Raw genomic sequence first — 19615 nt, 5'->3', positions numbered from 1 at the left:
GAGGGATTGACGCTTCCGGAACGCTGCCCTACGTTCCCCCCACAGTGGCAACTCCCTGAACATTGTTCAGCATCTCGAACACTCCGCCCCCGGAAACCCGGGGGGCGACCTCATACCACTGGGAGCGCTCCCATGACGGGACGGATCATGCTGCGCGGACTCAGAACGTGGACGATCACCGCCCTCGCGGTGCTGCTCGCGACCGCGGGAGTAACCGCTGAAGCGGCACCCACCCGGGCGGACGCCTCCGCGACCATCGACGGGGCTACCCGGCACCAGCCCATCGACGGCTTCGGCATCTCCGAGCACTTCGGCCGGGCCGAGATCATGCGCGGCTCGCAGGGCCTGCCCGCGCAGCGCCAGCGAGAGATCCTCGACCTGCTGTTCAGCCGGAGCACCGGCGTCGGGCTGAGCATCCTGCGCCTCGGCATCGACTCGGGCATCCAGCCGACCGACCCCGGCGGACCGAACGCGACCCCCAAGTACGTGTGGGACCGCAACGACAAGGGCCAGGTCTGGCTCGCCCAGCAGGCCAAGGCCTACGGCGTGAACCGCTTCTACGCCGATGCCTGGACCGCGCCCGGCTATATGAAGACCAACGGGACGGATGCCAACGGCGGCACCCTGTGCGGCCTCGCCGGTGCCTCCTGCGCGAGCGGCGACTGGCGCAAGGCGTACGCGAACTACCTGGTCCAGTACGCCAAGTTCTACGCCCAGGAAGGCATCCGGATCAACGACCTCGGGTTCACCAACGAGCCCGACTGGACGGCCACCTACGACTCCATGCGGCTCACGCCCGCCCAGGCGGTCGAGTTCACCAAGGTCTTCGGCCCGGTGGCGAGGGCCGGCGGCTACAAGGTCGTCTGCTGCGACTCCTTCGGCTGGAACCAGCAGAAGAACTACACCAGCGCCATCGAGGCCGACGCGACGGCCCGCGGCTTCGTCGACACCCATGCCGGCCACACGTACGCCAGCAAGATCGACGGGCCGCTGCCGACCGGCAAGCGCACCTGGATGTCGGAGTGGTCGCCCGACGGCACCACCTGGAACGAGGCGTGGGACGACGGCAGCGGCTACGACGGCTTCACGGTCGCGGGTGCCGTGCACGACGCCCTGACCAAGGGCAACACCAGCGGCTACGTGTACTGGTACGGCGCCTCGACCGGCGCCACCCGTGGGCTGATCCAGATGGACGGCGCGAACTACCACGTCTCCAAGCGCCTGTGGGCCCTGGCGAACTACAGCCGCTTCATCCGGCCCGGCGCGACCCGCATCGGCGCCACCACGTCCGACGGCAACCTCAGGCTCTCGGCGTTCCGCAACGCCGACGGCACCTTGACGGTCGTGGCGCTCAACGCGGCGTCCAGTGCCACCCCGGTGTCCTTCAGTCTCCAGAACATCGGGTTCACCGCCAAAACGGCGACCCCGTACCTGACCAACGGCTCCCGGAGCACCGCCCGGCAGTCGGCCGTGCCGGTCACCGGCGGGTCACTGAAGGCCACGGTTCCGGCCCGCTCGCTCGTCACCTACACCGTTCCTGTTCAGTGAGCAGGAGTGAGTCCTGGACCCGTTCCTGGTCACTGCGGACATCCCGAACGGTGGTGGATGTCCTGGTCGCCCGCGTACGGCCCGCGTCCGGCGGCACGGATCGTGTCCGTGGTCCGGGAATGCGGGGGCGGGGTCCCTCACGCCCGGGGGTGTCCGGTCGGGCCTGGACGGTCCGATGCCCGTGCACATCGCTCTGGTGTGCACGGGGCGGTGTCGGCCGTCGCCGGATCGGATGCCCTTGGGCGCGCCTGCCGATCGCGATGCTCGCGGCATCGTGCCGGGTGGTCTTGCGGGTGGGGGTGGACAGTGGCTGCTGCCAGTGCTGGGCGCCCCACTTGCTGGTGTAGGCGGGGTCGACGGCGATGATGCTGATGCCGCTCTGGTCGGCCATCGAGGTCAGCCGGGCCCGCAGCCTGCCGGTGGGCATGCCCGAGATCAGCTGCCGGAAGCGGCGTCGGCGGCCGTGCTTCTGGGTCGACTTCTGGAACATCTGCGACAGCGCCAAGTGCTACCTGTTCTCCTCCGACGACAACGGCCACCTGTACCGCTCGGAGACCAGCCTGGCCGCCTTCCCGAACGGCTTCACCAACACCGTCATCGCGCTCCAGGACTCCGACAAGTACCGCCTCTGGGAGGCCGCCGACGTCTACAAGCTCAAGGACTCCAACACCTATCTGCTGCTCAACGAGGCGATCGGCGGCAACGGCAAGCGGTACTTCCGCTCCTGGACGTCGAACAGCATCGCCGGCGGCTGGACCCCGCTGGCCGACACCGAGACCAACCCCTTCGCGCGCTCGAACAACGTCACCTTCAGCGGCACCCCCTGGAGCCAGGACATCAGCCACGGCGAGATGGTCCGCCACACCAACGACCAGACGCTCACGGTCAATCCGTGCCGGCTCCAGTACCTCTACCAGGGGCTGAACCCCTCGGCGAGCGGCCCCTACAACACGCTCCCGTGGCGGCTGGGCCTGTTGACGCAGACCAACTCCACGTGTTGAAAGTTCTTTCCGATGGTTTCAGGACTCTTGCTGTAAGTGTTTCGGCGGCGATACGGTCGCGCGGGGTCGGACCCGTGAGAGCCGCAATCGCAAGGAGTCCACGTCAGTGATACCGAGATGGCGTGCGCCCTCAAGGCGCCAAACCTCCCGTGCCGGACGGGTCGCCGCGGTCACCGCCACCGCGCTGGCCGCAGCACTCGTCCAGCCTCTCGCCGCCGGAGCCGCCACCCCGCCGGCTCCTCCGTCCGACGCGAAGCTCGCCGCCGAGCCCGCCCGGCACGACGCCACCCGTGAGCAGTTCTACTTCGTCCTCCCGGACCGTTTCGCGGGCGGCGACCCACGCAACGACAAGGGCGGTCTGACCGGCTCCCGGCTGTCCACCGGCTACGACCCCACCGACAAGGGCTTCTACCAGGGCGGCGACCTCAAGGGCCTGACCCAGCGGCTCGACTACATCAAGGGCCTCGGCACCACCGCCCTGTGGATGGCCCCGATCTTCAAGAACCAGCCGGTGCAGGGGACGGGGGCCAACGCCTCGGCCGGCTACCACGGCTACTGGATCACCGACTTCACCCAGGTCGACCCGCACTTCGGCACCAACAAGGACCTCGAGACCCTCATCGACAAGGCCCACGCCAAGGGCATGAAGGTCTTCTTCGACGTCATCACCAACCACACGGCCGACGTCGTCGACTACGAGGAGAAGTCGTACGACTACCTCTCCAAGGGCGCCTTCCCGTACCTGACCAAGGACGGCAAGCCCTTCGACGACACCGACCACGCGGACGGCACGAGGAAGTTCCCGCCGGTCGACGCCGGTTCCTTCCCGCGCACGCCGACCGTTCCGGCCGCCAAGAAGAACGCCAAGGTCCCGTCGTGGCTCAACGACCCGACGATGTACCACAACCGCGGCGACTCCACCTTCGCCGGTGAGAGCTCCGAGCACGGCGACTTCGGCGGCCTCGACGACCTGTGGACCGAGCGGCCCGAGGTCGTCGAGGGCATGGAGAGGATCTACCAGCGCTGGGTGCGGGACTTCGACGTCGACGGCTTCCGGATCGACACCGTGAAGCACGTCGACATGGAGTTCTGGACGCAGTGGGCCACCGCCCTCGACGCCTACGCGGCACGGCAGGGGCGCGACGACTTCTTCATGTTCGGCGAGGTGTACTCGGCCGACACCGCCGTCACTTCCCCGTACGTCACCCAGGGCCGGCTCGACGCCACGCTGGACTTCCCCTTCCAGGAGGCGGCCCGCCAGTACGCCTCGCAGGGCGGCAGCGCGCGGAAGCTCGCGGGCGTCTTCGGCGACGACTACAAGTACACGACCGGCAAGGCCAACGCGTACGAGCAGGTCACCTTCCTCGGCAACCACGACATGGGCCGGATCGGGACCTTCCTGAAGCAGGACAACCCCAAGGCCACCGACGACCGGATCCTCGCCAAGGACCGGCTCGCCAACGAGCTGATGTTCCTCAGCCGCGGCAACCCCGTCGTCTACTACGGCGACGAGCAGGGCTTCACGGGCGCGGGCGGCGACAAGGACGCCCGGCAGAGCATGTTCGCCTCCCGCACCGCCGACTACCTCGACGACGACCGGATCGGCACCGACCGCACCCACGCCGAGGACGCCTACGACACAAGAGCACCGCTCTACCGCCAGATCAGTGCTCTCGCGAAGCTCCGCGAGGCCAACCCGGCCCTCACCGACGGCGTCCAGCAGGAGCGGTACGCGGCCGACGGCCCAGGGGTGTACGCCTTCTCCCGTACGGACGCGCGCACCGGCACCGAGTACGTCGTCGCCTTCAACAACGCCGCCGGCAAGAAGACCGCGACCTTCGCCACCGGCTCGGCCGGCATGGCCTTCAAGGGGGTCTACGGCACCGACGCCTCCCTGAAGAGCGACGGCGACAAGAAGCTCACCGTCACCGTCCCGGCCGGCTCGGCGATCGTCCTCAAGGCGGCCGGCAAGCTCGCCAAGCCCGCCACGAAGCCGACGATCACCCTCAAGGCCCCGGCAGCAGGCGCCACCGGCACCGTGGAGCTGACCGCCGACGTCGACGGGGGCCGGCTCAACCGGGTCGTCTTCGCGGCCCAGACCGGCAACGGGAAGTGGCAGACCCTCGGCTCCGCCGACCACGCCCCCTACAAGGTCACGCACACCGTCGCCGAGGACGTACCGCCCGGCACCGCCCTGCGCTACAAGGCGGTCGTCGTCGACTCGGCCGGCCGCACCGCGAGCGCCCTGGCCGCCTCCACCACCGGCACCCCGCCCGTCGAGGAGCCGCCCAGCGCCACCTCCCGCGACCACGCGATCGTCCACTACAAGCGCCCCGATGGGAACTACGCCGACTGGGGCCTGTACGCCTGGGGCGACCTCGCCGACGGCGAGGCCACACCATGGCCCGACAGCCACCCCTTCACCGGCCGGGACGCCTACGGTGCCTTCGCCTACGTCAAGCTCAAGCCCGGCGCCTCGAACGTCAGCTTCCTCGTCATCGACAAGGACGGCGACAAGGACGTCTCCGCCGACCGCACCATCGACGTCACCAGGACCGGCGAGGTCTGGATCGAGCAGGGCGAGGAGACCGTCCGCACGGAGAAGCCGGCCGCCGACTACCCGGCCCCGGACAAGACCAAGGCCGTCCTGCACTACCACCGCGCCGACGGCGACCACGACGGCTGGGGCCTGCACGTCTGGACCGGCGCCGCGCACCCCACCGACTGGTCGAACCCCCTCAAGCCGGTCAAGACTGATACCTATGGTGCGGTCTTCGAGGTACCGCTCACCGACGGTGCCACCAGCCTCAGCTACATCCTCCACAAGGGTGACGAGAAGGACCTGCCGTCCGATCAGTCGCTCGACCTCAAGGCGAACGGTCACGAGGTGTGGCTGTTGAGCGGCCAGGAGAAGTACCTGCTCCCGCAGCCGGCCGGTGCCGCGGCCGCGCTCGACCTGACCACGTCCAAGGCGGTCTGGATCGACCGGAACACCCTCGCCTGGAACGGCTCCGACGCGGCCGCCTCCACCCAGCTGCTCTACGCCCGCGACGGCTCGATCGAGGTGAAGGACGGCGCCCTCACCGGTGACGCCAAGTGGCTGCGCCTGTCGAAGACCGAGCTCACGGACGCCCAGAAGGCCGGGTTCCCGCACCTGAAGGCGTACGACGCCTGGACCGTCGACCCGCGCGACCGCGACCGGGTCCGTGAGGCCCTGCGCGGCCAGGTCGTCGCCACGCGGCACGCCGCGAACGGTGCCGTCCTCGCGGCGACCGGCGTCCAGATCGCCGGCGTCCTCGACGACCTGTACTCCGGCGCGGCCAAGGCAGACCTGGGGCCGACGTTCTCCCGGGGCCGCCCCACGCTGTCCGTATGGGCGCCGACGGCCCAGCGGGTGGCACTGGAGATCGGCGACTCCACCGTCCCGATGCGACGCGACGCCACCACCGGCGTCTGGTCCGTCACCGGCCCGAAGTCCTGGCAGGGCAAGCCCTACCGCTACGTGGTGAAGGTCTGGGCCCCCAGCGTCCGCGAGGTCGTCACCAACAAGGTCACCGACCCCTACTCCCTGGCACTCACCGCCGACTCGGAGCGCAGCCTCGTCGTCGACCTGGACGACAAGGCCCTCGCACCGAGCGGCTGGAGCGCCCTGAGGAAGCCCGAGGCCGTACCGCTGCGGGACGCCCAGATCCAGGAGCTGCACATCCGGGACTTCTCCGTCGAGGACCGCACGGCGAAGCACCCCGGCGGCTACCTCGCCTTCACCGACAAGGACAGCGATGGCTCCAGGCACCTGCGCGACCTGGCGAAGGCGGGCACCTCGTACGTCCATCTCCTGCCCGCCTTCGACATCGCCACCATCCCGGAGCGCAAGGCCGACCAGGCGGGCGTCGACTGCGACCTCGCCTCCTACCCGGCCGACTCCGACAAGCAGCAGGAGTGCGTCGGGAAGATCGCCGCGAAGGACGCCTACAACTGGGGCTACGACCCGTACCACTACACGGTCCCCGAGGGCTCCTACGCCACCGACCCGGACGGCACGGCCCGCACGGTCCAGTTCCGCGAGATGGTGAAGGCGCTGAACGACGACGGACTGCGGGTCGTCATGGACGTCGTCTACAACCACACCGCGGCGAGCGGCCAGGAGCGGACGAGCGTCCTCGACCGGATCGTGCCCGGCTACTACCAGCGGCTCCTCGCCGACGGCTCGGTCGCGAACAGCACGTGCTGTGCCAACACGGCCACCGAGAACGCCATGATGGGCAAGCTCGTCGTCGACTCGATCGTCACCTGGGCCAAGCAGTACAAGGTCGACGGCTTTCGCTTCGACCTCATGGGCCACCACCCGAAGGCCAACATCCTCGCGGTCCGCAAGGCCCTCGACGCGCTCACCATGGAGAAGGACGGCGTCGACGGCAAGAAGATCATCCTCTACGGCGAGGGCTGGAACTTCGGCGAGATCGCCGACGACGCCCGGTTCACGCAGGCCACGCAGAAGAACATGGCCGGAACCGGCATCGCCACCTTCTCCGACCGCGCCCGCGACGCCGTGCGCGGCGGCGGCCCCTTCGACGAGGACCCCGGCGTCCAGGGCTTCGCGTCCGGCCTGTACACCGACCCCAACTCCTCGCAGCACAACGGCACTCCGGCCGAACAGAAGACCCGCCTGCTGCACTACCAGGACCTCATCAAGGTCGGCCTCTCCGGCAACCTCGCCGGCTACCGGTTCACCGGCACCGACGGCAAGGAGGTCACCGGTGCCGAGGTCGACTACAACGGCCAGCCCGCCGGTTACGCCGACGCCCCCGGAGAGGCCCTCGCCTACGCCGACGCGCACGACAACGAGTCGCTCTTCGACGCCCTCGCCTTCAAACTGCCCGCCACGACCAGCGCGTCCGACCGCGCCCGGATGCAGGTCCTCGCGATGGCGACGGCCACCCTCTCCCAGGGCCCGGCCCTCTCCCAGGCGGGCACGGACCTGCTGCGCTCCAAGTCCCTGGACCGCAACTCCTACGACAGCGGCGACTGGTTCAACGCCGTCCACTGGAACTGCGCCGACGGCAACGGCTTCGGCCGTGGCCTGCCCATGGAGGCCGACAACAAGGACAAGTGGCCCTACGGCAAGCCCCTGTTGAGCACGGTCGAGGTCGGCTGCGAGCAGATCGAGGGCACCTCGGCCGCGTACCGGGATCTGCTGAGGATCCGTTCCGCGGAGCCGGCGTTCTCCCTCTCCACCACCGGCCAGGTGCAGTCGACGCTCTCCTTCCCGCTGTCCGGCAAGGACGAGACCCCCGGCGTGATCACCATGCGGCTCGGTGATCTCGTCGTCGTCTTCAACGCCACACCCGAGCGGCGGGAACAGCGGGTCACCGCGGTCGCCGGAACCGGCTACCGGCTGCACCCGGTCCAGGCGGCGGGGGCGGACCCTACCGTCAAGTCGTCCTCCTACGCGGCTGAATCGGGCACGTTCGCCGTTCCGGGGCGTACGGTCGCCGTCTTCACCCGGGCCGCCGAATAGCGCACTAGGTTGGATGGGGCGGGCCGCGACCGACGGTCCGCCCCCTCCACGTAGGCCCCGAGGTGCTCCTCGAGATGGACGGCAACGGCACACAGCACACGCCCGGCACCACCGTGCTGGTCGTGGACGACGTCGCGGCCAGCCGGTACGCCATGGGCGCGGTGCTCAGCCGGGCCGGCCACCAGGTCGTGCCCGTCGCCAGCGGCGGCGAGGCGCTCGTCGAACTCGACGTCCGGCTGCGCGACGGCACCCTGCCCGACGTGGCCCTCGTCGACGTGGGCCTGCCGGACATGAGCGGCTTCGAAGTGTGCCGCAGGCTCCGGGCCCGGCCACCCATGGCCGCGCTGCCCGTCGTGCACTTCTCCGCCGCCCGGACCGCGCCCGGGGACCGGTGCCGTGGGCTGGACGCGGGCGGCGACGCCTATCTGACCGTGCCCGCCGAGCCGCAGGAGATCCAGGCCGTCGTCCGGGCCGCCGTACGCGGAGCGCGCCGCACCACGGGCGCCGAGACCGTAGTCCACCGGCTGACCCTGCTGTCCGAGGCCATCATCACGGTGCAGACGGCGCGCTGCCCGCGGGAGCTCGCCACCGCGGCCGCCGACGGCGTCGCCCGCCTCACCGGCTCGCCCGCCGTGGTGTTCGTGATCGCCCCGGACGGCGAGCCCTACCAGGGCGCGGCCCGAAGCCGCCCCGCACCGACGGACAGCGGCGCGCACCAGGCGGCGGCACGGCTGGCCGGCCGGCTCGCGGAGGGCCGTACGGGCGTGCACAGCACCGTCGTCCCCGCGCCGCTGTGGCCGGCTGGGATCTTCCGGCCGGGTGTCGAGGAGGACGCCCTGCTGACCGTGGCGACGGCCCAGGACGGCCGTACGGCCGTGTGCCTGGCCACGCCCGTACGGCGTACGGCGATCAGCGACCCGGCGGACGACGGGCTGCTCGCCCGGCTCGCCCAGGCGGCCGCGCTCGCCGCCGAACCGTTGCTGCTGTATCAGGTGGAGCGGCACGTCGCCCTCACCCTCCAGCACAGCTTCCTGCCCCGGCCGCACAAGCTGCCCCATCTGCCCGGCGTCGACATCGAGGTCCGCTATGTGCCCGCCTCCCGGCAGACCGAGATCGGCGGCGACTTCTACGCCGCCCTGCGCACCGCCGACGGGGTGCTCACCGCGGTCGGGGACGTCGTCGGGCACTCGCTGGACGCGGCCACCGTCATGGTCGAGATACGGCACGCGCTACGGGCCTACTGCGTGGACGAGAGCGACCCGGTCGTGCTGGCCGGGCGGCTCGACCGGATGCTCCAGCGGTACCACCCCGACATCACGGCCACCGTGTGCCTGGCTCTGATCGACCCCGGCAGCGGCCGGGTGCGGATCGCCAACGCCGGTCACATCCCGCCGCTGATCCTGCGCGACGGGGGCGGCGCGCAGTACGTCGACGCGTGCGGTCCGCTGCTCGGCCTGGGCCTGGAACGCCCCCAGGCGACCGAGCACCACCTGACCCCCGCCGACCGCCTGCTCATGGTCACCGACGGCCTCATCGAAACCCGCGGCATCCCCCTGGACACCTCCCTGGAGCAACTCCGCACAGCCGCCGCCGACGCCCCCACCGGCCTGGACACCCTCTGCGACGTGCTCCTTGGCTGCTTCGGCCACGACCGGGAGGACGACATCGCCCTGCTGGCCCTGCGGTTAGGGTGACCGTGTTGGCCGCCCAGAAGGAGTACTGATGCCGCAGATCACCGTCGACTATTCCGCCGACCTCGCGGACGGCTTCGACCGGACCGGATTCGCCAAGGCGCTGCACGAGGCGACCGTCGACATCGCGGCCGCCAAGCCGCCGGCGTGCAAGAGCCGGTTCCGCCCCACCGAGGACATCGTGGTCGGACCCGACACCGAGGGGCACGCCCATGTGCACGTCCACATCGCGCTGCTCGCCGGCCGTACCGACGACACCAAGGCCCGGCTCACGGAAGCCGCGCTGGAGCTGCTGCGCAGGTATCTGAAGACCGCCGACGGGGTCGTGCTGCACGCCTCCGCCGAGGTGCGCGACCTGGACGCCTCCTACCGGAAATTCGAAGGCTGAGGCTGAGCGGACTCAGGTGGCCAGCGTCAGAAGGCGGCCGGCCAGGTCGGCGAACGGGCCGTCGGCCGGCTCCTCCTTGAAGATGCGGCGCAACAGGGCGCCCATCTCCGTGTCGTAGGCGGCGCTCACGGAGGCCAGCGCGGCGAAGTCATGCACGAGCTGGATTTCCAGTTCCTCCCGCGGGATGCGCCGGCCGTCCAGCCAGATCAGCGCCGTCGACTCGGCGAGCGAGATCCAGGAACGGACGACCAGTTCCAGCCGCGCGGGCGGATCGGTCACGCCCAGGTGCGAAAGAATCTGGACATACGCGGCCTGCCGTACGGAGTCGACGAGCGCGTTGGTCGTCGAGATGGTGCTCATCGAGCAGGCTCCGCCTGCGGGCACCGCGGGTCCGCCGCGCATGAGGGCGGAGAAACCCGGCCCGTGCTCGTCCACGAAGTCGAAGTAGCGGCCCATGACACGCAGCAGCCGCGCCCCCAGCGGACCCTCGTGCGGCTCCACGAAACGAGCCGCGAGATCGTCCGCCGCCCTCTGCAACGCTGCCTCGTACAGGCTGAGTTTGCCGGGAAAGTAGTGATAGACCAACGGGCGCGAAATGCCCGCGGCCGACGCTATCTCGTCGATGGAGACCTCGTCGGGCGAGCGGCGGCTGAACAGTTCGAGGGCGACGCCGATCAACTGCTGCCGCCGCTCCTCGACTCCCAATCTGCGGCGAACCCCGGTAGTCATACGAACACCTTACCGATCGATTCCAGCCTCGAACGGACCGGATCGATCGCGGACGTTCCCCCGGGTGCACCGGGCGGTCACGAGAACGGCCCGGTCAGCGCAGCCCGCCCAGCGAACGCCCGTCCCGCAGTGTCCCCTTCAACTCGGCCCGCGCCCCCTGCTCGCCCGGCACGGTCAGCAGACTGCCCCGGGCCGACCCGCTGATCCCGCCCGTAGCCCGGATCGACGCGGTCCGACGGCTGCCCGCTGCCAGCAGATACCAGGTGCCCGCCTCCGACTTCCACAGCACCCCGGCCAGCACATGCGGGTCACGCGCCCCGCACGCCGGGACGTTCTCGGCCTTCGCCGCCACCGCCCCGTACCGCCCGCCGGGCGTGTGGAACTGCGCCAGCACCCGCGCCCCGCCGCCCCGCCAGGTCTCGGCCCGCGTGCACACCCACGCCGCCGACCCGCTCGCGTCCGGCAGCGGCTGCTCGTTGAACGCCCAGGCGTTGACACTCCGCACACCCGCCGAGCGCACCGAGCCCAGCGAACAGGCGTACGGCTGCCAGGTGCGCAGCGCCGCCGCGCCGGAGGCTTCTCCCGGCGAGCCGGGCCGGCCGCTGGTGAGCCGGGCCGGCACCAGTTCGCCGAGGTCGCTCAGCAGCCCGGTGCGCTTGCCGTCGGCCAGTTGCAGCACGTTCCACGACGTGCACGGACCGGACCTGAGGGCCGGGCTGGCCAGCGGCGCGGTCACCCCGTCGGTGAGGGCGAGCTCCATCGCCCCGGAGCCCGGCTTCAGCAGATCCCGCTCACCCGCCTTCGACACCCAGGGGGCCGTCAGATAGCGGACGTTGCCGTCGGTCCGGCCCAGTACCACCGCGCTCGCCTCGGCCCGGCCGGCGCCGTCGACCCGGGCGAAGTCGAGGGCGGCCCCCTGTGTCCCGTCCTTCGGCTCGGCGTACCGGGCGATGCGCAGACCGTCGTACAGGATCACCACGCGCGCGGCGTCGACCGTCCCCGCGTACAGCAGCTGGGGCGGTCCGGCCGGGCCGCCGGACAGGGTGCCGGGCGTCGCCGACACCTGGACCGCCTCGCCGGGGCGGGCCCAGACGGCCAGGGCGCGGCGCAGCAGGGCCGAGTCGCCGGTGAGGTCGCCGCGGGCCGGCCACACCGAGAAGTCGGTGCGCGCCGAGCTCTGCCACGCGGCAGGGGGGACCCGGGTCAGCTTCGCCGGGTCGAGGGCGGCCTGGGCGGCCGGGTTCCGCGCATACGGGGGTGCGGCGGCGCCGTCGGGGCCCCAGCCCTCGCCGGGCAGACCGAGCAGCGCCCCGCACACCAGCAGCGCCGCCCCCGCGGCCAGCGCGGCCTTCAGATGCTGGCGGCGCCGCATCAGGTCGGTGGGACGGGCCTGGAGCGAGCAGGGGTCGAACTCGGGGGAGTCGAGCAGTCCGTACTGCGCGGGAACCCCGCCGGCCTCCAGCAGCGCGCCGTCCGCGTCGGTGACACCCGCCGCGGTGAGCACCTCGCGCACCCCGTCGTCCGAGAGCCGCTCCAGGCCGCGCAGCGCGTAGGCGGCCCGGGCCGGTCCCGACAGGGTGGACAGCCGCTGGTCCAGGGCGAGTTCGTCGGCGCCGCCGGAGCGCGGGAACAGCTTCAGGCCCCACACCTGCGGAAGCAGCGGCGGCAGCTGGGACCGCTTGGGCCATGCCCTGCGCCGCAGCGGCAGCCCCGCCTCCAGCGCCGTACGCAGCACCTGGAGGCGGACCAGGGCGTAGCCCGGGTCACCGTCACGGCCGGTCGACTGAGCCGGGATGACCGGTGCCGGAGTGCGGTTGCGGGGGAGTGCGCGCTGGGTGAGGGCGTGTGCGGTCACGACGCGCCTGCTGCGGCCCAGGCCCGGTGGCAGCACCAGATAGGCGAGCCGCACGAGCCGCGGGTAGTGCTCGACGAGCGCGGCCTCGGCCTGCTCGACGTCGACGACCGGGCCGGCGGGGGAGGAGGGTGCGGGGCGCTGGGCGACATCCTGTGACTGCACGTTCAGCAGAACGAGCGAATGGTCGGATGGTCACCTGACCGCGGAGCGTCACCCCCGCGGCTGCTCCTGCTCCACGAGCAGCCGGGCGTAGTTCGCCATCGACCGCTGGTAGCTGGGCAGGTGCGGGGCCAGGGTGCCGAGCGTCAGCGACAACGCCTCGCGGTCCCGTCCCAGGCTGGACAGGCACAGGGCGAGGAAGGCGCGCACCGGGTCGTCCAGTTCGTCGGACGGGGCGAGGAGCTCGGGCGTCAGCAGCGCGACGCCCTCCTCCGCCCGGCCGATGTTCCGCAGCGAGCTGGCCAGCTGGATCTTCGTCTGGCGGGCCTTGTAGGGGCTGACGTCGGAGAGTCCGCGCCGCAGCGCCTCCTGGTACAGGGGCACCGCCAGGTCCGAGCGGCCCGTGGCGTCCCAGGCGCAGGCCTGCTCGAACGGGCCGAGCGGGCTGCCCTCCGGCAGCTCGGCGACGAGGGCGTCGACCTCGGCACGGAAGCGCGCCTCGGCCGCTTCGTCCTCGGCGTAGTCGTCGAAGCGGGCCCACAGAGCGGCTGTGCGATCTTCCCAGTCCTGGTTCACCGTGCCACCCTCGCACACGCGTGCCACGGAGGCAGCGGAATCTGAGCACTACGGGCTCCGCAGCCGTATCTGAGGCGAGAGCCCTTGCCGGGGCTCCGTGCGGCATGCGTCCGGACCGTGCCGTGACAAGGACCGGAGGAACAGATGAGGGTGACCCGATCGATGCTCGCGCTGAGCGGCGCGGTGGCGATACTGGCGCTGGCCGGCTGCGGATCCGGCGGCAAGGACGAGGCAGCCGTTCCCAAGGAGGTGAGCGGCAGTCTGGAGCACATCGCGGCCGAGGCCAAGTGCAAGCCGAACATGCAGACCGACGCCGACACGATCCGCCAGGCCCTCTGCAAGAAGGGCAAGGAGAAGTACGTCCTCGCCACCTTCTCCACCGACCGCGGCCAGCGCGAGTGGCTGAACGGCGCGAAGGACTACGGCGGCTACTACCTCGTCGGCCGCAAGTGGGTCGCCGTGGGCCAGCAGAAGACGGTCACGGCGCTGCAGAGCACTCTCGGCGGGACCATGGAGGAAGGGTCCGAGCACATGAATCCCGGCGGCAGCCACAACAAGGGCGGTCACGGCGGTGGCAGCAGCCACCACGGCTGACCAACGCGGGGCCGGACGGACGAGAAAGACAGACAGAACAGACGAGAAAGCCGGCGGTGGGAATTCCCACCGCCGGCTTTCCGCTGGGCGAGGACTACTGGCAGTTCTCACCGTTGTTGATGCACTGGACCATCTCGTTCATCGTGTTCTCGTCGAAGAAGTTGATGAAGTCGTTGTGGTCCGTGATCGGCTTGTGCAGCTGCTCCGGGAAGGCGTCCAGCGCGAACGCGCCCTGTACCTGCCCGTTGTTGATCTGCGGCGCCGGGATGTTGTCGTAGACCAGCTTGACCTGGAGCTGGGGGATGGCCTGGAAGCCGTTCGAGCAGCTGCCGTCCGCCTCCACGAAGTCCACGTGGGTGCGGTGGTTGGCGCTGTCGGTGTTCTGGCCGTCCCAGCAGCTCTGGAAGTTGGACGTCCGGACGATGCTGCTGCCCTCGGGGCAGATCGGGTACTTGTCCGTGGCCTGCCTGTCCTCGAAGCCGGTGCAGCTCCAGGAGGTGTTGGCGTTGTTCAGGCCGTTGGTGAGGGACTTGGCGTCACCGGTGATGATGCGCAGCGCCGTCGGCATCGCGACGACGTCGCTCGTCCGGTTGCCGACGAACTTCAGCTCCGCCTGGCTCGGCGCGACGATCTTGCCGACGTTGCCGTCCTGACCGCCACCGGGCTGACCCTGGTCGGCTTCCTGCGTGCCGTCCTGGATCCGGAGGACCGGCCAGAAGTAGGTCGACTTGTCGCCCTGGTTCTGGCAGCTCGTCTGGCCGTTGGCCAGGTCGTCATCGCTCGCGAAAGCGTTGTTGTTCTGGTTGCCGACGTAGTCGTGCATGTGCTGCGCGCCGTTGGAGACGCCGGGCGCCGCGATCACGTTGTCCGAGTTGCGGTTGCCGTTCTCGTTGGTACCGCAGTTCGTGGTGAACGTGCCCGTGGAACCGCCGTCGCCGTTCGAGGCGAGACCGTTCGGCAGGTTGCGCGAGTTGGGCTGGACGTCCTCGATGTTGACGAAGTCGTTCGCCGCCGGGCCGTTGCCGCCCTGACCGCCGTTGCCACCCTGGCCCTGGTCCTGACCCTGGCCGTTGTCCTGACCACCCTGGTCCTGGCCCTGGCCCTGGCCGTTGTCCTGGCCGCCGTTGTTCTGGCCCTGGTCCTGACCGTTGTTGTTCTGACCGCCGTTGTTGTTCTGGCCGCCCCCGGCCTGGCCGTCGTTGGTGTTGGCGTCGGCGTTCATGCCCTGGCACTCGGCCATCTGGGCGAGGTTGTCCGGCGCCTGGCCACCGACCCGCTTGATGTTGATGCCGATGCGGTCGATGGCCGCGGTCCGCTTCGACTTCAGCGGGCCGAGGATGGCGTTGTTGACGAAGCCGGAGTCACCGGCCTGGGCCTGACGCGTGGAGGCGAGCCGGGTGTAGGCCTCGCTGATCTGCTTGTCGAGGTTCGCAAGCTCCTTGTCCACGCCCTTGCGCGCGCCGTCCGGCACATCGGTCAGGCTCTGCCCTACGTCCGGACACTGGATTGTGGCGACCTGCGCACCCGCGGACTTCGTCTGGTTCGCCGAGTTCTCCTCATGCGCCGAGGCATAGAAGTTTGCCCAGATCAGCCCGCCCCCACCGAGCGCTAGGGCCGCCGATGCGGCTATGGCCTTGGTGGCCATCGGCGTCCGGCGTTTTCTTGTGTTGCGTCCCATGGAACTCCTCTGACTTCCTTTTTCGGGGGCATCGAGGCGCCCGACAGGAGTGAAGCGGCTCCCTTCCATACGCAGGTGGTCCCACGGGTGTTCAGATGTCTCTGAGATTGATGCGAGATTCGTGAGGGCTCTGTGTTCTCAACAGCCCATTTCATACCAGGAGTTGCTGATCCCGCACGGTCGGTGAACCGACGGGTCCGGTTTCACCGGCCGTGGTCGAGGTACGCCAGAACCGCCAGCACGCGGCGGTTGTCGTCGTCCGAGACCTCAAGTCCCAGTTTGGCGAAGATGTTCGCGGTGTGCTTGGCGATGGCCCGTTCCGTCACCACCAGCCGGCCGGCGATCGCCGCGTTGGTCCGGCCCTGCGCCATCAGTTCCAGTACTTCCCGCTCCCGGGGTGTCAGCCGCGCCAGCGGCCCGTCGTCGCTCGATTGCCGGGCCAGCAGCTGCTGGATGACCTGGGGATCCATCGCCGTACCCCCGGCGGCGACCCGCTGTACGGCGTCCACGAACTGCTCGGCGTCGAACACCCGGTCCTTCAGCAGGTACCCGACCCCGCCGCTGCCGTCCGCGAGCAGCTCACGCGCGTACAGCTGCTCCACGTGCTGGGAGAGCACCAGCACCGGCAGGCCGGGCCGCTTGCGGCGGGCGTCGAGCGCGCACTGCAGCCCCTCGTCGGTGTGTGTGGGCGGCAGGCGTACGTCGACCACGGCGACGTCCGGTGCCAGCTCGGCCAGCGCGGCGGCCAGTTCGGGACCGGACTCGACGGCCGCCGCGATCTCGAAGTCGTGCGCCTCGAGCAGCCGGACGAGCCCGTCGCGCAGCAGGAAGAGGTCTTCGGCTAGGACAACGCGCAAGGGATCTCCATGGTGACCATGGTGGGACCGCCCGCGGGGCTGCTGACGGCCAGGACGCCGTCGAATGTACCGAGCCGCCGCTCGACTCCGGAGAGTCCGGAACCGGCTTCGATCACCGCACCTCCCTTGCCGTTGTCGGTGACGGACACCCGCAGCATCCCGTCGGCGTGGTGCAGGTCGGCCCAGATCCGGTCGGCCCCGGAGTGCTTCACCGCGTTGGTGAGCACCTCGCTGACGGCGAAGTAGGCGGCGGACTCCACGGGCGCCTCCGCCCGCCCGGACAGGTCCACGCTCACCTCGGTGGTCACCGGCAGCCGCAGCGCCAGCGCCCGTACGGCGTCGCCGAGACCGCGCTCGGCGAGGACCGGCGGATGGATGCCGCGCACCAGCTCGCGCAGTTCGGCCAGGGCCTCGACCGACGACGTACGGGCCTGCGCGATCAGCTCCTTGGCCCTGGCCGGGTCCTTGTCGAGGAGCACCTCGATGGTGCCCAGGTCCATGCCCACCGCGACCAGCCGGGCCTGGGCCCCGTCGTGCAGGTCCCGCTCGATGCGCCGCAGCTCGGCGGCCGAGGTGTCGACGGCGTCGCGCCGCGTCTCCGTCAGGACCCGCACCCGCTCGGCCAGTTCGCCCTGGCCGGAGCCCAGGACGGCCTGGGTGAGCCGGAAGTGGACGTCCAGCAGCCGCGTGGTGAGGAAGTGCGCGAGGAAGAGGATGACCAGGCCGAGGACGGCGGCACCGAGTGCGGACAACTGCCCGGTGACCTTGACGAACCCGTACCAGTACCCGTCGGGGAAGACCCGCCACAGCCCGGCCCCGAGGGCGAAGCCCTCCAGCGGGTACAGCCACAGCACGGCCGGCAGCAGCGCGGTGAGGAACCCGGCCGTCATGTCGACCGGCAGCCACATCAGGTCCCGCCAGGTCGCCGGGTCGCGCAGCATCCCGAACGTGACCGCCCACAGGTTGGCGTCCTTCGGCAGCGGCCGGTACGCCGGGGGGATCCGCACCCCGCCCCACTCCGCCGCGAGCACCCGGCGCCAGTTCGCGAATCCCCGCACCCCCTTCAGTACGTACGGCGTCGTGACGAGCCCGATCCCGATCGGGATGAGCGCCATGGACACCAGGGAGAGGGTGAAGCACAGCACCGCCCCCGGCAGCGAGACGAGCGCCACCCCCAGCCCCCGTAGCGCGGCGAGCGCGACGCCCCGCCCCTTCGCTGCCCCGTAGCCGCTCTTCGTGTCGATGGTCATGGAGTCAGTCTCGCCGAGCGGGGGAGCGGGGTCACTGGGCCGGGACACCCGGTCAGGGGGTGTTGTTACGTACACCCCAGGAGGCGGGGGCGGTTGTTCACACCCCTGCGCCGTTCGCGAGCACCTTCGCCTCCACCTCCGGGTCGAGGCCCGAGCGCGGCCGGTCCGGCCGCTGGGGCACCACACCGCCGATGTCCTGGAGCCACTGCCAGGTGTCCGCCACGGTCTCCTCCACGGGACGGCAGGCCAGACCGTCCTCCACCGCCCGGGAGACGTCCGCGCTGTGCAGGGCGTCGTGCAGGTCGCTGCCCGGCGGCACCCACACCGGCAGCTCGGTCCACGGCTGGACCCCGGCGTCCAGGATCACCTCGGGCGCGGTCCAGCGGAGCGCGGCGCCACCGCCGGTGACCCGGACGCAGGTGTCCAGCAACTCGCCCATGGTGGTGTGACCCTGCGGACTGGTCACGTTGTACGGCCCGCTCAGCTCCCGCTCCGCCGCCAGCAGGATCCACCCGGCCAGGTCGCGGACGTCCACGTACTGCAGGGGCAGCTCGCGAGGGCCCGGGGCCAGCACCGGGCCGCCGCGTGCCGTCCGGCCCAGCCACCAGGGCAGCCGGCCGATGTTCTCGTACGGGCCGAGTATCAGCCCGGCCCGTACGAGCACCGACCGGTCCTCCCCGAAGGCGTCCAGCACGGCCAGTTCGCCGCCGCGCTTGTCCCGCGCGTAGTCGGTCTGCTCCGCGTCGGCCGAGGCGCCCTCCACCACGGGCGCGTCCTCGCCGTACCCGGCGGGCGGGGCCCACGCGTACACCGAGCGGCTCGACACGTACACGTACCGGCGGGCGCGGCCCCGCAGCAGCCGCGCCGCGTCCCGCACCGCGCGGGGTGCCGCCGACCAGGTGTCGACGACGACGTCCCACTCGCCCGGGTCGTCGGCGAGGGGGGCGAGACCGCCGGGCGCGGTGCGGTCGCCGAGCAGCGACCGCGCGCCCGGCGGCGCCTCGTGCCGCCCCCGGTGGAAGACGGTCACGTCCCAGCCCCGCCCCAGCGCCTCCTCGACGACCGCCCGGCCCACGAACTCCGTACCACCCAGCATCAAAAGCCTCATGCCCCTGACTCTGCCCGGTGGGGCGGCGGATCGGAACGGGAATCTGCCGTCAGCAGACGGGCCGGGGCCGACGGCTCAGTGACCCACGGGAGGCACGTACTTGTACCCGACCCGGCGTACCGTCCGGATCGTGTCGCGGTGCTCCGCGCCCAGCTTGCGGCGCAGCCGGGCGACGTGGACGTCGACCGTGCGGCCGTCCCCCACGTGTCCGTAGCCCCACACCGTGCCGACCAGCTGGTCACGGGTGTGCACCCGGCCCGGGTGCGCCACCAGGTGGGCGAGCAGCTCGAACTCCAGATACGTGAGGTCGAGCGGCCGGCCGGCCACCTGGGCGGTGCGCTGCACGGTGTCGACACGGATCAGCTGCTCGCCGCCCGGCTCGGGACCGGCCTCGGGGGCGACGGGCTCCGGGCGGTCCGGCACCGCCACCGGGAACGGCGGCTGCTGGTCGGCCGGCACGAGCACCAGATAGCCGATCATCGGCGGCCGGCCCGGCAGCGTGGGCAGCGTGTGCTGCGGTGCCGGCAGCCAGGTGGCACCCGGCGGCAGCAGATCCGCGACGGTCACCGCCTCGTCCCGGTCGACGGCACGCAGCCGGTGCCGGGCGCTGTTCACGTGAGGGGTGTCGAGGGCGGCGGTGGACAGAGAACGAGTGGTCGCCAT

Annotated in this window: 13 protein-coding genes and 2 pseudogenes; 6 read left to right on the top strand and 9 right to left on the bottom strand. The window is 71.0% G+C overall.

Annotated features, from left to right (window positions below):
- The first annotated feature begins 132 nt into the window (after positions 1 to 132).
- The gene (locus tag ACQEV8_RS12320) at positions 133 to 1548 is read left to right on the top strand and encodes a glycoside hydrolase family 30 protein (protein ID WP_432959686.1); all 1416 of its coding nucleotides are present in this window, start codon (positions 133 to 135) and stop codon (positions 1546 to 1548) included.
- On the opposite strand, the pseudogene ACQEV8_RS12315 reads toward ACQEV8_RS12320, so the two are convergent.
- Positions 1523 to 2032: pseudogene (locus ACQEV8_RS12315) on the bottom strand (IS200/IS605 family accessory protein TnpB-related protein); the annotation flags it as partial. The gene ACQEV8_RS12320 and the pseudogene ACQEV8_RS12315 sit on opposite strands and share 26 nt — an antisense overlap.
- Here ACQEV8_RS12315 and ACQEV8_RS12310 point away from each other — a divergent pair.
- The 4 genes and pseudogenes from ACQEV8_RS12310 to ACQEV8_RS12295 all read left to right on the top strand — a co-directional run.
- Positions 2016 to 2549: pseudogene (locus ACQEV8_RS12310) on the top strand (non-reducing end alpha-L-arabinofuranosidase family hydrolase); the annotation flags it as partial. The pseudogenes ACQEV8_RS12315 and ACQEV8_RS12310 sit on opposite strands and share 17 nt — an antisense overlap.
- Positions 2550 to 2655: 106 nt before the next feature.
- Positions 2656 to 8067, top strand: coding sequence for a pullulanase-type alpha-1,6-glucosidase (gene pulA / locus ACQEV8_RS12305; protein ID WP_432959685.1), 5412 nt, complete (start codon positions 2656 to 2658; stop codon positions 8065 to 8067).
- Positions 8068 to 8141: 74 nt separating this feature from the next.
- Entirely contained in the window at positions 8142 to 9761 is a 1620-nt protein-coding gene (locus tag ACQEV8_RS12300; RefSeq protein ID WP_432959684.1) for a SpoIIE family protein phosphatase, read from the top strand.
- 28 nt (positions 9762 to 9789) lie between these two features.
- On the top strand, positions 9790 to 10146 hold the full coding sequence (locus ACQEV8_RS12295) for a 5-carboxymethyl-2-hydroxymuconate Delta-isomerase (protein WP_432959683.1): 357 nt from the start codon (positions 9790 to 9792) through the stop codon (positions 10144 to 10146).
- Between the two features lie 12 nt (positions 10147 to 10158).
- On the opposite strand, the gene ACQEV8_RS12290 is transcribed toward ACQEV8_RS12295, so the two are convergent.
- From ACQEV8_RS12290 to ACQEV8_RS12280, 3 genes are all read right to left on the bottom strand, one after another.
- Complete coding sequence (locus tag ACQEV8_RS12290; protein ID WP_432959682.1) at positions 10159 to 10875, bottom strand: TetR/AcrR family transcriptional regulator; 717 nt, start codon at positions 10873 to 10875, stop codon at positions 10159 to 10161.
- A 94-nt stretch (positions 10876 to 10969) separates the two neighbouring features.
- Complete coding sequence (locus tag ACQEV8_RS12285) at positions 10970 to 12892, bottom strand: hypothetical protein (protein ID WP_432959681.1); 1923 nt, start codon at positions 12890 to 12892, stop codon at positions 10970 to 10972.
- 48 nt (positions 12893 to 12940) lie between these two features.
- Positions 12941 to 13483, bottom strand: coding sequence for a tetratricopeptide repeat protein (locus tag ACQEV8_RS12280; protein WP_432972633.1), 543 nt, complete (start codon positions 13481 to 13483; stop codon positions 12941 to 12943).
- Positions 13484 to 13609: 126 nt separating this feature from the next.
- On the opposite strand from ACQEV8_RS12280, the gene ACQEV8_RS12275 reads away from it, so the two are divergent.
- Positions 13610 to 14059 (top strand): hypothetical protein, encoded by a 450-nt coding sequence (locus ACQEV8_RS12275; RefSeq protein ID WP_432959680.1) that lies wholly within the window; start codon positions 13610 to 13612, stop codon positions 14057 to 14059.
- A gap of 94 nt (positions 14060 to 14153) precedes the next feature.
- Here the strand turns inward: ACQEV8_RS12275 and ACQEV8_RS12270 are convergent, their stop codons facing one another.
- The 5 genes from ACQEV8_RS12270 to ACQEV8_RS12250 form a co-directional block, all read right to left on the bottom strand.
- Complete coding sequence (locus ACQEV8_RS12270; RefSeq protein ID WP_432959679.1) at positions 14154 to 15737, bottom strand: DUF1996 domain-containing protein; 1584 nt, start codon at positions 15735 to 15737, stop codon at positions 14154 to 14156.
- 203 nt (positions 15738 to 15940) lie between these two features.
- Positions 15941 to 16594 (bottom strand): LuxR C-terminal-related transcriptional regulator, encoded by a 654-nt coding sequence (locus ACQEV8_RS12265; RefSeq protein ID WP_432959678.1) that lies wholly within the window; start codon positions 16592 to 16594, stop codon positions 15941 to 15943.
- Positions 16579 to 17844 carry a sensor histidine kinase gene (locus ACQEV8_RS12260; RefSeq protein WP_432959677.1) on the bottom strand — a complete coding sequence of 422 codons (1266 nt, stop codon included), beginning with the start codon at positions 17842 to 17844 and terminating at the stop codon, positions 16579 to 16581. Before ACQEV8_RS12260 ends, ACQEV8_RS12265 begins: the two co-directional genes overlap by 16 nt.
- 97 nt (positions 17845 to 17941) lie before the next feature.
- Positions 17942 to 18952: an NAD-dependent epimerase/dehydratase family protein gene (locus ACQEV8_RS12255; RefSeq protein ID WP_432959676.1), complete on the bottom strand. Its 1011-nt coding sequence runs from the start codon at positions 18950 to 18952 to the stop codon at positions 17942 to 17944.
- A gap of 75 nt (positions 18953 to 19027) precedes the next feature.
- Entirely contained in the window at positions 19028 to 19615 is a 588-nt protein-coding gene (locus ACQEV8_RS12250) for a winged helix-turn-helix domain-containing protein (RefSeq protein ID WP_432959675.1), read from the bottom strand.

Source organism: Streptomyces sp. CA-179760 (genome assembly GCF_050937045.1).
Taxonomy (GTDB): Bacteria; Actinomycetota; Actinomycetes; order Streptomycetales; family Streptomycetaceae; genus Streptomyces.
This window is presented reverse-complemented; position numbering and strand designations above follow the sequence as displayed.